This is a genomic window from Neobacillus driksii, assembly GCF_013409995.1.
Lineage (GTDB): Bacteria > Bacillota > Bacilli > Bacillales > Cytobacillaceae > Neobacillus > Neobacillus driksii.
In genome coordinates, this window is sequence record NZ_JACCBX010000017.1 from 66,524 (window position 1) to 80,364 (window position 13,841).

The window sequence follows — 13,841 nt, forward strand, 5'->3', positions numbered from 1 at the left end:
TTATTAGTTTTAATTAAAGGAATTAATAGGGGGTAATGAAATGCGTAGAGGTATTTACAAGAAGAAGATCACTTTATTTATTACGATGATGTTGTTATTGAGTTTTGCACTTGTGGGCTGTGTTCCGAAATCAAATAGTTCTTCTTCAACTAGTAAAACAGAAGGAAAATGGGCTGGACAAAAAATTAAGGTCCAGATGATTGGTGACTTTGCGATGGAAGACAAGACAGATCCCGTTACTGGTGAGACAGCAAAAGGCATGAAAGTAGTAAAGGAGGAGTTCGAAAAGCAGCACCCTGGAGCAACGGTTGACTTTGTTTTAATGCCATGGGAAGGATATACAGAGAAAACGCAGGCGATGATCACTTCTGGTGAAGCCGACGTGTACCAAATGCCTGGTGTCGCAGATTTTGCTCCACAAGGTGTACTAGAACCATTACAGCCGTGGATTGAAAAGGACAAAGAATTCAGTCTAGATATCTTCATTGATAACCAAGTAGATGGATGGAAGGCTTTGGGCACAGACAGTAAGGAATTGGATATTTTTGGACTTCCGTTTTTGGGAGATACCCGTTTTATTGCTTACGATAAGAAGATATTTGACGACTGGGGTGTAGAATATCCATCTGAAAACCCAACAATGGAAGAAATTGCAGAAAAAGCAAAACAAATGACAGGAAAGAATCCAAAAACCGGTGAACAAAACTATGGAATTTGGTTCCGTGGGGATTGGTCTTCTGCTTTCACACTTGTGGATCTTGCTGAAGGACAAAACGGTACATGGGGAACAGGTTTTGCATGGGATGAAGTTAAGTTTAACCTTGATTCACCAGAAATGCTCAATGGGTTAAATTGGCTGTTGGAAATGCAAAAATATGCACCAAAGGGAATCGTTAGTAACCAAGGGAATGAAAAATGGTTATCAAAGGATAACAATATTGCCATTATGTTAAACCAAGGACCTGGGGATACCGTTAAACCAGCTTATGCCCAAGGACTTGGAGACCGAATCGGAATTGTTAATGAGTTTAAAAATGATGAAGGTCGTGGAGGATTATTTGCAGGTAGTCCGATTACCATTGCGAAAAGTAGTAAAAATAAAGAATTGGCTTGGGAATGGGTAAAATTTGCTACGAGCGATTTCGTCCAAAAATTTGTTTTTGAAGAATATGGAGCAATCCCAGCAGTGAAATCCGCAACTGAATGGGAAAGTGTGAAAGAAATGCCGTTAATGCTTCCAGTTTTTAAAGCAATGGAAACACCGATGACTCCTAGATACCCATGGGGATCTTCACAGCCGCGCTTTATCTTAACCTCTGAAATTGAGGCTGCATTAACTGGAAATAGAAGTGCGGAAGATGCACTTAAAAAAGCTCAAAAAGAGAGCACGGAATGGGTTGAAAATCGTTAATCTTCGGGGCATAAAACTTGAGAAGACCAGATGATAAACTAGAAGATTGCTAGAGCGGTAGATTGATGAAGAAGTAACTGTAGAGAAATAGTATACAGTTACTTCTTTTCATAATGGTTGTTCATTATTTTCATAGATAGAAAGTATACGCTGTAAAATACGAAAAGGATAAGGGAGTGTGACTTATGCTAAAGGTTGCCGTGATTGGACTTGGAGATGTTTCGAGTGTTCATCTATCCGCAATAAAGGGAAATACGCGTGCAGAGTTGGTGGCAGTTTGTGATATCGATGAAACAAGGAAAGATATCGTGCCAGGTGTGAATTTTTATACTGATTTTCAAGAGATGCTGGAAAAAGAAGTGTTGGATTGCGTACATATTTGTTTGCCGCACTATCTTCATTATCCCGTAACAAAAGCATGTGTTGAAAAGGGTGTGCACGTATTTCAAGAAAAGCCGCTATCATTGAATTCGGAAGAAGGATCTGACCTCGTCAAACTAGAGGAAAAGCATAAAGATAGTAAAATATGTGTTTGCTTCCAAAACCGTTTCAATGAAACCTTTGAAGTGCTGCAGAAAATAGTTGAAAGCGAACAATATGGAAAGGTGTTGGGTATCAAGGGGTTAGTGACATGGGCGAGACCCAAATCTTATTATGACAATAAACCATGGCGGGGGAAATTGGAATTTGCAGGTGGTGGAGTGATGATCAACCAATCCATTCATACTTTGGATCAAATGCAGCTGCTTGGCGGCGAAATTAAATCCATTCGAGGGTCCGTCGATCAGCTTCTAGACTATGGGGTAGAAATCGAAGATACTGCCACAGCGTCTATTCAATTTGAAAATGGGGTGAAAGGATTCTTTTTTGCGACCATTGCCAATGCAAATAATTCCAGTGTCGAGCTTCAGGTTGTTTTTGAAAAACAGAAATTCACCATTAAGGATAGTATTCTAACGAAGCTGGATGAAGAGGGTAAAAAAGTAGAAATGATCGAAGACAGCAAGATGCCAGGCTCAAAATTCTATTACGGTGCAAGTCATATGAAATTAATCAATAAATTCTATGAGTGTATTGTAGAGAATACGGATGAGTACGTACACGTCAAAGATGCCCTTCCGTCAATGAAAATGATTGACAGTATTGTTAAATCATCTGAACAAAAAAGAGAAGTCAAGATGCAAAGTTTAGAAGCTAGCATATAAAACGAGGAAAGCGGAATAAACATACTGTTAGCGAAGAAATACTTGAGGAATGCTTACCCTATATGATCTCAAATAGTAGTTTTTAAGTGAAAGGAGCAAATTATGTCTATTGTTAATGTTGGAATTATTATGAACGGTGTTACCGGCCGTATGGGGACCAATCAACATCTTATTCGATCCATTGTTGCCATTCGGGAACAGGGAGGAGTCGCTTGTAAAAACGGTGTTATCATTATGCCTGATCCCATTTTAGTAGGAAGAAATGAAGAAAAATTAAAAACATTAGCGAGTAAACACAATATTACTCGTTGGAGTACCAATTTAGATGAATGTCTTACCGATGAACAAAATATCATTTATTTTGATGCTCAAAAAACGGTTAGACGTGCTGAGGCGATTCGCAAGGCCATAAAGGCCGGGAAACATATTTATTGTGAAAAGCCAACAGCTGTAGGACTAGAAGAGTCTTTAGAACTTGCGACCTTAGCCTATAAAGCGGGAGTCAAAAATGGAGTAGTCCAGGATAAATTATTTCTCCCAGGGATTTTAAAGTTAAAAAGATTAGTTGATTCTGGTTTCTTTGGTAAAATTCTCTCTGTCCGAATGGAATTTGGTTACTGGGTATTTGAAGGAGATTGGCAGCAAGCACAGCGTCCATCTTGGAACTATCGAAAAGAAGACGGCGGCGGCATAATTTCCGACATGTTTGCCCATTGGCGCTATGTCCTGGACAATCTATTTGGAAACGTCCGTGCTGTTTCTTGTATCGGTGCCACACATATCCAAAAGCGGGTGGATGAAAAAGATGAAATATATACAGCCACTGCAGAGGATGCAGCCTACGCTACATTCGAATTAGATGGAGGGATTATCGTACAAGCAAATTCTTCTTGGGCAGTACGCGTAAACCGAGATGACCTTTTAACCATCCAAGTCGATGGAACGGAAGGCAGTGCAGTTGCGGGATTAAGAGATTGTAAGACACAGCATCGTGTTAACACGCCAAAGCCTGTTTGGAACCCGGATATAGCGAATCCAATCTCTTTCCTAGACCAATGGCAGGAGATGCCGACGAACGATATCTATGATAATGGCTTTAAGGTACAGTGGGAATTATTCCTGAAGCACATTGTTCTTGATGAAGAATTTCCATGGGATTTATTAGAAGGTGCAAAAGGAACACAATTATCTGACCTTGGTCTTCAATCGTGGAAGGAAAGACGATGGGTGGATGTACCGGAACTGACCATTGGAGGGACACTGAATGGTGAAAAAGTTAAAGCTGCTAAGAGCTAATGGGTCTTTTGAATACTATGAACCGGGTAATACTGCTAGTTTTGAAATCCCTGCAAAGAAATTCCATAGCAGGACTGCTTTTTCCGCTGCTCATGTTGTTTGTGACCCATTGGCTGTTGCATGTCCGTTAGGAAATCCCCAGATTCATTGGGAAGATACGTTATCTTATCGGCGTTATCTTTGGTCAATGGGTCTTTCGGTTGCGGAAGCCATGGATACCGCCCAAAGAGGTATGGGCCTTAGCTGGGATGGTGCGAAGGAATTAATCAGACGTTCCAGTGTGGAAGCAAATGCAGTTGGCGGAAGGATAGCCTGTGGTGCAGGAACTGATCATTTGATACCCAATAATAAATACTCTATGGAACAAATCATTGAAGCCTATGAAGAACAGTGTGCTTTTATCGAGGAGCAGGGTAGTCAAATTATTTTAATGGCAAGCCGGGCATTGGCGGCAAATGCGAAGGGCCCGGAGGATTATGCTCGCGTTTATAGACATATCCTGTCCCAAATTTCTCAACCTGTTATCTTACATTGGTTAGGTGATATGTTTGACCCATCCTTAACAGGGTACTGGGGACATAAAAATCTGGATGATGCAATGGAAGTTTGTTTAAACATCATTTGGGAAAATCAGGATAAGGTGGACGGGATTAAAATCTCTCTTCTGGATGCTGATAAGGAAATTGAGATGAGACAGCGATTACCAGAAACTGTCAAGATGTACACGGGCGATGATTTTAACTACCCTGAATTAATTCGAGGAGATCATCACGGGTTTAGCCATGCCCTATTGGGTATTTTTGACGCAATCGCCCCGGCAGCCGCCGCAGCACTAAATGCCCTTGATCAGGATGACGTGAATACCTATGAGTCCATATTAGATAAAACAGTTCCATTATCTAGACATATTTTTCAAACTCCTACTTACTCGTATAAAACTGGAATTGTATTCATGGCATACTTGAATGGTCATCAGAATCATTTTCGAATGATTAACGGTGCTGAGAGTGCCAGATCGATTGCACATTTATCAGAACTTTTTGTACTGGCTGATCAAGCTGGTTTACTTAGGGAGCCAGATTTAGCTGCAGAAAGAATGAAGCTAGTCCTCAAACTGGCCGGGATCGAATAGGAGGAGCAAATGGAACAGTTAACAACCATTGACCGATTAAGCTTAAATCAAATTACGACAGGTAACTGGAATCTACGTCAAGCCGTTGATGGCTGCGTCCGGCAGGAAATTCCTTGGATTGCCCTATGGCGGCACAAAGTTGAGGAAATCGGCCTGGCAGACAGTAAGCGGTTGGTGAAAAATGCTGGACTTAAGGTATCAAGCCTTTGTCGAGGCGGTATGTTTCCGGCAGCAACAGAAAGTGAACGTCAAAAACGAATCGATGATAATAAGCGGGCGATTGAAGAAGCAGCTGAACTGGGGACGGATACCTTGGTACTTGTATGCGGACCTTCATCAGATAAGGATATTGCAACAGCAAGAAAAATGGTTGCAGACGGTATCGAGCAGATTGTCCCATTTGCTGCAGACTATGGGATTAAATTAGGAATTGAACCATTGCACCCGATGTATGCGGCAGAAAGATGTGTCATTGTTACCCTGAATGAAGCAAATACCATTGCCGAACAATATCAGCCTGAACAGGTTGGAGTAGTCGTGGATGTTTTCCATGTGTGGTGGGATCCTGATTTGTACAATCAAATTGCACGTGCAAAGGGACGGATTCTCGGGTTCCATATGTCTGACTGGATTGTACCGACACCCGATTTATTGATGGGGCGAGGGATGATGGGTGATGGGGTCATTGACATAAGAAAAATTAGATATGCCGTTGAGCAGACTGGCTATAAAGGTCCGATAGAAGTAGAGATTTTTAATGAAACGATTTGGAATCAGCCTGGAGATGAAGTATTAAGAGTAATGAAGTCCCGCTATTTAGAACATGTTTAATAGTTGAGTACAAATTTCCTCTTAATATAGCAATATGGGAAAAAAATCAGCCTATACTGAACAACTTTAACCAAGTTTATTCTGAATATTCCGTTTAATATAGACATAAAGCTATTACACTGTAATAAGAAAAGGAGCTAGTGATATGAGAAATAAGTTTGCAGCCCAATTGTATACGCTAAGAGAAGAATTAAAAAGAGGAATTGTACCAGTTTTTAAAGAATTGAAGGAAATGGGCTGGGCCGGAGTTCAGTTGTCGGCGTTACCGCCTGGCTATGATCCAGAAGAAGTCGCAGCAGCTCTAAAGGAAAATCAACTGGGTACGGCCGGGATACATATATCCATTGACAGGCTGGAAAACGATCTTGATAATCTTCTAGATGAAGTCAGCTTATATCAAACAAAAGATATTGTTTGTCCATTCCTTCCTGAGAATTTAAGAAACAGAGAAGGCTATCAAAAAGTAAAGACCTTCTTAAATGAAGTGGCTGAGAAAGCACCCGGATATCGGATTAGCTATCATAACCATGCTTTTGAATTTGACACTGAAATAGAAGGGAAATCTTCTTTAGAATACTTGTTAGAACCAACAGCAGAGAATAAAATTTTGGCGGAAATTGACGTGTTTTGGGTAAAAAAAGGCGGAAGAGACCCGCTGCAATTTCTACAAGCATATGCACAAAGAATGCCTATTATCCATTTAAAAGACATGACAAAGGATGAAAGAAAAACCTTTGCGGAAGTTGGAACAGGCTTGATTGATTTTGCTCCAATCCTAGATTGGTGTGAAAAATCAGGAGTTGAATGGTATGCAGTGGAACAAGATATCTGTCCTGGTAACCCAATGGATAGTCTTCAAACAAGCTTAGAAAACCTAAAAGTACTTGCAAAGCAATTTCAATAAAACAAATCTGAAGCGCTTACTGCAAACCAATTATGAAATAAGGAGAGGGAAAATTTGGAGAATGTCAAAATAGGAATTATCGGTATTGGCAATATGGGAAGTTCCCATTCACTCTATCTTAATAATGGTGAAGTACCAGGGGCAGTATTAACAGCCGTATGTGATCAGAACCCCGAGAGATTAAAATGGACAAAAGAAACATTAGGTGAAAATATACAAATGTTTGACAATACCGAAGCATTTTTCGAATTCGGTGATATTGATGCGGTGATTGTAGCAACCCCGCATTATGATCATCCGCCTTTAGCGATAAAAGCCCTTCAAAAAGGTCTACATGTTTTGGTAGAAAAGCCGGTTGGTGTTTTTACCAAAAACGTTCGTGAATTGAATGAGGTGGCTAAAAAAAGTGGAAAAGTTTTTGGGATTATGTTTAACCAACGAACCAATCCTTTGTATCAAAAGCTAAGAGATCTTGTACAAAGCGGAGAATTAGGAGAAATCAAACGAACAAATTGGATTATAACAGATTGGTATCGGTCTCAAAGCTATTATGATTCAGGCGGTTGGAGAGCAACATGGGCAGGTGAAGGCGGCGGGGTCCTCGCAAATCAAGACCCACACCAGCTTGATTTATGGCAATGGACGAGCGGATTGATGCCGAAACGAGTTCGGGCATTTTGTGGGTTTGGTAAGTTTCATAATATTGAAGTAGAAGATGACGTAACGGCTTATGTTGAATACGAAAATGGTGCAACAGGTGTATTCGTTACTTCAACAGGTGATGCTCCTGGAACCAATCGCTACGAAATATCCGGGGATCGTGGAAAATTGGTAGTCGAAGATGGAAAATTGACATTTTGGAGATTAAGACAATCCGAAAGGGAATTTAACAGAGAATATAAAGGTGGATTTGGAGAACCAGAATGCTGGAAAATTGATATCCCAATTAAAGGAGTAGCAACACAGCATAAAGGAATTACCACCAACTGGGTGAATGCGATTCTTCATGGCACAGAATTATTAGGGCCAGGCGTAGAAGGAATCAAAGGGCTAGAAATTTCGAATGCTATGCATTTATCTGCCTGGACAGACGATTGGGTAGACCTTCCCATAAATGAAGATCTCTTCTATTCAAAATTGCAAGAGAGAATCAAAACCTCTACATTCAAAAAGGAAATCGTTGCTGATCGAACACTTAATATTCAAGGAACACATTAAAGGATTAGCTAAATAACACTTGAAAAGCAGAATATCCCCTATATTCTGCTTTCTTCTTACGATTTGAGAGGAGTAAAGCCTTGTTAGAAAAACCATTTCCGCTTGAAGGTGCAGTATCGAAGTATGTTGAACAATTTGATGAATCACAAATACGTGATTCACAGTACAAAAAAAGCTCATATCTAGACATCATTGAACCTCTTGTTCATTATTTTTATACCTGTATGGATGACGAAGGTCGAATTATCGACCCTTGTATGCATCGTGAGACACAATATTCTACCCCAGCTTTCGCTGCTGCCACAGCACTCTTATATACGCAGCGAATGGAAAATTGGATGTTAGTAAGTGCTAGTAAAGCGTTAGATTCTTCGCTTAAACAAATGGTGGAAGAGAATTGTGCAGATGATCATAGTAATTTTTATACCACCATGGTCACTTTTGCTTATATGAAACTGAAACCTTATGTATCTGACACAAAAGCCAAACAATGGGAAATGTCATTTTCTAGAATGAATCCTGCAAGTTTATATCGAAAAACCATTAACAATTGGAAAGTGGTGGCACTTGCAGGAGAATACTTGCGGGGAGCACATGGGCTTGGAAATCCTATGGATTTAGAAGAGATTGATCAGGAATTAGCCCCCCAAATGGAGCTTTTAACAGAGTATGGTCTCTATGTAGATCCAAATGGCCCAATGGCATATGCCATGTTTACACGAAACTATTTTCGATTAATGTTGCTTGAAGGGTATGACGGCAGGCACAAAGAGAGATTGGTAGAATGCTGTAAGCGTGGAGACTTAACGTCACTGTTTATGCAAAGTCCAACAGGCGAAATGCCGACGGGAGGCCGAAGCTCCCAGCATCAGTGGAATGAAGCCCAACAAGCTTTTCAGTTTGAAGTGGCAGCAAATGAATATGCCAATCGTGGAGATTATATCATGGCAGCGGCCTTTAAACGGGGAGCAGCGTTATCGCTAGAATCTATCAAAAGATGGAAGAGGCCGACAGGCGAGCTGAATGTGGTCAGAAATTATGCTGACCCTATGGCTCGTACCGGTTACGAAACCTACACCTATCATTCTCAATACAATTTGCTTGCAGCGTATTTTTTAGCGCTGGCATTCGAACAGGGTGACGATGAAATAGGAGAACTTCCATGTCCAGCACAAACAGGTGGATTCTATCTTTTGATGGAACCGTATTTTCATAAATTGATTATTAATGCAGGCGGGCATTACATTGAGTATCAGACCAAAGGGGATAAAAACTACACTCCTACAGGAATTGTCCGGATCCAGCGAAAAAATGTATGGCCCACCATTGGTCCAGCAGATGGAACACCATTAACAAGTAATAGAGCTCTATCATTTGCTCCAGCTTGGATCAATGTAAACAATGTGATGACACGATTAAGTGAGATGACATCAAAAGAATCTCCCAATCTGGATGTCTCTGTAATATCCTGTGACCCTAAAAAAGTCGAGGTGAAACTTGTTTTTAGAGGACCTATGAATGGGGCTTTTCTGATTGAGCAAACGCTTACCGTTACACCAGAAATCCTACTTGTGCAAGATTCTATTATAGGTGAGATAGAAAGTGTGGTACAGGAATTTCCTCTGTTTTTATCTGATGGCGAAACCAGCACGAAAATTAGCTGTACAGAAAACAGGATTGACGTTGATTATAAAGGAAATAAGGTTTGTATTAAAGTGCTTGATGATAAGGCTTTTACGGGCATAGAAATGGGACCCCAGGTTGTCCGATACCGTAATGGATTACTGACAAGTGCATCCTATCAGACAAAGCAAACCGTTTCTCACTATATGGTTCATCTCTATCAAGATGATGAATACATTGAGGAGAATACTTTACTAGAAATGATGGAAGTCAGTAAAATTGATTCTTTAGTTGGAAGGAGTTAAAGGATGAAATTAGCTTTTACGACATTAGGTTGTCCCAATTGGGATTTAGATAAAATCATCTCAAATGCAGTGGAAAACGGCTATGATGGAGTTGATTTCCGAGGTTACCTAGGTGAATTGGATCTATTTAAATTTCCAGAGTTCTCAAGTAACGTACGTGAGACTGTTCGCAGATTTCAAGAAGCATCCCTAGAAGTGCCCTGTTTTTCAAGCTCGGTAAGGCTGTTTACAAACTCAAGAGAAGAATTTGAAATTTATCGAGAAGAATTAACGAACTATGCGGCGCTTTGTCAAGAATTTCACACGCCATACATTCGGGTATTTGGCGGTTCCATTAGAGATACAAGCAGAGAAGAAGCATTTTCAATTGTAGAGAGTACCGTCTTAGAATATCTCAAAATTGCGGAGGAGTACGACGTTCACCTCCTTTTTGAAACACATGATGATTGGACCAGCAGCGAATATATGAAAGAAATTTTTACTAGAATTCACTCCTCACATTTTCATGTCCTATGGGATGTGCATCATCCTTATCGAACGATAGGAGAAGAACCTGCCTTCACTTGGGAGACTCTTGGAGACTATGTTAAATATACACACTGGAAGGATTCTTATGTAAAGGAAGGTACACAAAGAGGGTACCAGCTTTGTCTTCTTGGGGAGGGTGATGTCCCCTTAAAAGAAATATACACTCTTTTAAAGAGTAATGGATACGAAGGCTATTGCACATTAGAATGGGAAAAAAAATGGTGTCCTGAGATAGAAGAACCAGAAATTGCATTTAAACAATATAGTTCTTTTATGAAAGAAATACTTAAATAAGGTGGGATTTATATGAAACTAGGTTGTTGTGCAGGTATAGAGAAAGCGTCCATTCTCTATCAAGCTGGTTATGATTTTATTGAATGTACGGTTGTTTCATTACAACCTGAGGCAAGCGAAGCGGAGTTTACATCCATCCTAAGAACTTATGAAGAATCGCCCATTCCGGTTGAAGCCTGTAATATTCTTCTTCCCGGAGATTTAAAAATTGTCGGCGAACAGGTTAATACCGAACGGATAAAAAAATATTTGGCGTCTGCCTTAGAACGAGTAAAACGAATAGGTGCTGACACCATTGTGTTTGGAAGCGGGGGTGCTAGAGCATTGCCAGATGGTTTTTCAAGGATGAAAGGTGAAGAACAAATTGTCCAGTTTTTGCATCTGGCAGCTGACGTGGCGGATCCACTCGATTTGACCATTGTCATAGAGCCTCTTAATAGAAAGGAATCAAATATTATTAACAGTGTTCCAGAAGCAGTCAAATTTGCTGAAATAGTAAACCGTAAATCGATTAAGGCCTTGGCAGATTTTTACCATATGGATGAAGATTCTGAGCCTTTAACTCATATTTACGAACATAAAGATTTTATTAAACATATCCATGTTGCAGACTCTGGCAGACTATCACCTGGTACAGGAAGTTACCCATATTCGGACTTTGTCAACTTGGTGCAGCAATCTAGTTATAATGGCCGGATTTCAATCGAATGTAAGTGGAATGACTTTGAAACAGAGGTTAAACAATCACTACTTTATTTAAAAGAGCAGTTTCGTATTGCATAGTAGTCTCTTATAGGAAAGAAGGGAAAGCATGCTTCGAGGGATTTACTTACTAGACAATTTTGATCTCATATACGGAAGCGCATATAAAGAAATTAACAACCAGGTACACATCTATGCAGAACCACAAACAAAAATATCCATCAAAGAGAATCCCTCCATTTTGTCAGCAGCGGATATTATATTGTCTGGATGGGGTTGTCCAGTCATGGATCAATCTTTTCTAGAATTATCTCCTAATTTGAAAGCTGTATTTTATGGTGCAGGATCTATTAAGAATATTGTAACAGATGAGTTTTGGGATAAAAACATCGTCATAACAAGTGCGTATGAAGCAAATGCGGTACCTGTTGTGGAATATACGTTATCTCAAATTCTCTTTTCATTGAAACGGGGCTGGTACTTTTTCCAACAAGTAAAAAAGAAAGCTTCCTTTCCAGCTAGAGAAAATGTTCCAGGAGCTTATGGATCGACTGTTGGGCTTGTGTCCTTAGGAATGATTGGCCGGAAAGTAGCTGAAATGTTAAAGCAGTTTGATTGTAAGGTCATCGCATATGATCCTTTGGTTTCCGAAATGGAAGAAAAAGCTCTAAATGTTGAAATGTGTTCATTAGAGGATGTGTTTCGAAGAGCAGATGTCGTTTCCTTACATACTCCTTGGATTAAAGAAACGGAAGGTTTAATTACCGGTAGCCATATTTCTTCCATGAAACCTAATGCGACACTTATCAATACAGCAAGAGGTGCTGTGATACGGGAGCAGGAGATGATTGAAACACTGCAGCAACGTCAAGACCTTTATGCGATACTAGATGTAACATACCCAGAACCGCCAGTAAAGGACTCACCATTATACTTCTTAGAAAATGTCATATTGACTCCGCATATCGCTGGGTCCATGTCAGCTGAATGTCAGAGAATGGGTAAATACATGGCACAAGAGCTTGGACGTTATCTAAGGGGTGAACCATTGAAATGGAATATAACGAAAGAAGAATCTATCATAATGGCATAGAAATAGATTACTAAATTAGATGTGTACAGGGATTGCGATGTGATCCTGACGTATAGATTTGTAAAAAAAGCTTAAGAACAATCAAGTCATTTAATGAATGGAGTTTTTACGATGGATAAACAAGATGGAATGAACTACGCACCAAAAGGACTGGTAAATCATATTGTAGAGAAAGGAGAATTCCCTTTTGCTGCCATTGGTTTAGATCATGGTCATATCTATGGAATGTGTAACGGATTAATAGAAGCTGGCGGCGAACTTGTTGCAGTGTATGATCCTGATCCAAATAAGCTTGAAAAATTTTGCACTACTTATCCGAATGTAATCCCTGCTGCATCAGAAGAAGAGATCTTGAAAAATCCTTCCATCAAGCTAATTGCTGCAGCAAATATTCCTGTAGACCGCTGCGATCTAGGATTAAGAGTCCTTGATGCAGGGAAACATTTTTTCGTTGATAAACCAGGGTTTACAAACTTGAATCAAATAGGAAAAGCAAAGAAGAAAACAGCAGAAACTGAGTTGAAATGGGGAATTTATTATAGCGAACGTCTGCATGTAGAGAGTGCGGTCTTTGCTGGACAATTAATTGAAGAAGGAGCCATTGGCCGTGTTATTCAAGTAACTGGAATGGGTCCGCACCGTGCAAATCCTGACAGCAGACCAGATTGGTTCTTTGATCCAAAGTATTATGGTGGTATTTTGTGTGACATCGGAAGTCATCAGGTTGAACAATTTCTATATTATACAGGTGCAAAAGATGCAAAAGTTTTGCATAGTAAAGTAGCGAATTACAACTTCAAAAAATATCCGAAATTTGAGGATTACGGGGATGCCACACTTGTTGCCGACAATGGAGCGACGTTTTACTTCCGTGTGGATTGGTTCACACCAGATGGACTTGGTACATGGGGGGACGGTCGTGTATTTATTCTAGGAACAGATGGATACATCGAGATAAGAAAATACATTGATATTGCCAGGGAAAATCAAGGAGACCATTTATATTTGGTTAATCATCAAGGTGAAAAACAATATCAGCTATCAGGAAAAGTCGGCTGTCCTTTCTTTGGAGAATTTATCTTAGATTGCTTGAATGGAACAGAAAATGCCATGACACAAGAACATGCATTTAAGGCTGCATCTTTATGCATTGAAGCACAAGAAAAAGCGATGAAGATTGAGACTGCTGAAAGGCTATCGGTTAATTAAAAAGATGTAAGAAGAGTGCCATGGATTCAGGTAATTTCCAAGTATTTGAAAGAAAGAACAGAGCTGGAAAGGTAAAGGACTAACCAATCG

12 protein-coding genes are annotated in these 13,841 nt (G+C 40.0%); all 12 read left to right on the forward strand.

Translation table 11 applies throughout. From position 1 onward, the window contains the following. Positions 1-40 precede the first annotated feature (40 nt). The 12 genes from F4694_RS27885 to F4694_RS27940 all read left to right on the forward strand — a co-directional run bounded on the left by F4694_RS27885 (position 41) and on the right by F4694_RS27940 (position 13,751). Positions 41-1,411 carry an extracellular solute-binding protein gene (locus F4694_RS27885; protein ID WP_179603180.1) on the forward strand — a complete coding sequence of 457 codons (1,371 nt, stop codon included), beginning with the start codon at positions 41-43 and terminating at the stop codon, positions 1,409-1,411. A gap of 185 nt (positions 1,412-1,596) precedes the next feature. Next, positions 1,597-2,616: a Gfo/Idh/MocA family protein gene (locus F4694_RS27890; RefSeq protein WP_179603181.1), complete on the forward strand. Its 1,020-nt coding sequence runs from the start codon at positions 1,597-1,599 to the stop codon at positions 2,614-2,616. 102 nt (positions 2,617-2,718) lie between these two features. Further along, positions 2,719-3,912, forward strand: coding sequence for a Gfo/Idh/MocA family protein (locus F4694_RS27895; protein WP_179603182.1), 1,194 nt, complete (start codon positions 2,719-2,721; stop codon positions 3,910-3,912). After that, the gene (locus tag F4694_RS27900) at positions 3,881-5,044 is read left to right on the forward strand and encodes a dihydrodipicolinate synthase family protein (RefSeq protein WP_179603183.1); all 1,164 of its coding nucleotides are present in this window, start codon (positions 3,881-3,883) and stop codon (positions 5,042-5,044) included. The genes F4694_RS27895 and F4694_RS27900 overlap by 32 nt, the downstream gene beginning before the upstream one ends. A gap of 9 nt (positions 5,045-5,053) precedes the next feature. Next, a complete protein-coding gene (locus F4694_RS27905) occupies positions 5,054-5,875 on the forward strand; it encodes a sugar phosphate isomerase/epimerase family protein (protein ID WP_179603184.1) in 822 nt (273 codons plus the stop codon). 145 nt (positions 5,876-6,020) lie between these two features. Continuing rightward, a complete protein-coding gene (locus tag F4694_RS27910) occupies positions 6,021-6,779 on the forward strand; it encodes a sugar phosphate isomerase/epimerase family protein (RefSeq protein WP_179603185.1) in 759 nt (252 codons plus the stop codon). 54 nt (positions 6,780-6,833) lie between these two features. Next, positions 6,834-7,997, forward strand: coding sequence for a Gfo/Idh/MocA family protein (locus tag F4694_RS27915; protein ID WP_179603186.1), 1,164 nt, complete (start codon positions 6,834-6,836; stop codon positions 7,995-7,997). Positions 7,998-8,077: 80 nt separating this feature from the next. After that, positions 8,078-9,925, forward strand: coding sequence for a hypothetical protein (locus F4694_RS27920; protein WP_179603187.1), 1,848 nt, complete (start codon positions 8,078-8,080; stop codon positions 9,923-9,925). 3 nt (positions 9,926-9,928) lie between these two features. Then, a complete protein-coding gene (locus tag F4694_RS27925; protein ID WP_179603188.1) occupies positions 9,929-10,747 on the forward strand; it encodes a sugar phosphate isomerase/epimerase family protein in 819 nt (272 codons plus the stop codon). Between the two features lie 12 nt (positions 10,748-10,759). Further along, positions 10,760-11,530 (forward strand): sugar phosphate isomerase/epimerase family protein, encoded by a 771-nt coding sequence (locus tag F4694_RS27930; protein ID WP_179603189.1) that lies wholly within the window; start codon positions 10,760-10,762, stop codon positions 11,528-11,530. 28 nt (positions 11,531-11,558) lie between these two features. Continuing rightward, complete coding sequence (locus F4694_RS27935; protein ID WP_179603190.1) at positions 11,559-12,542, forward strand: hydroxyacid dehydrogenase; 984 nt, start codon at positions 11,559-11,561, stop codon at positions 12,540-12,542. 111 nt (positions 12,543-12,653) lie between these two features. Then, the gene (locus F4694_RS27940) at positions 12,654-13,751 is read left to right on the forward strand and encodes a Gfo/Idh/MocA family protein (RefSeq protein ID WP_179603191.1); all 1,098 of its coding nucleotides are present in this window, start codon (positions 12,654-12,656) and stop codon (positions 13,749-13,751) included. Positions 13,752-13,841 lie beyond the last annotated feature (90 nt).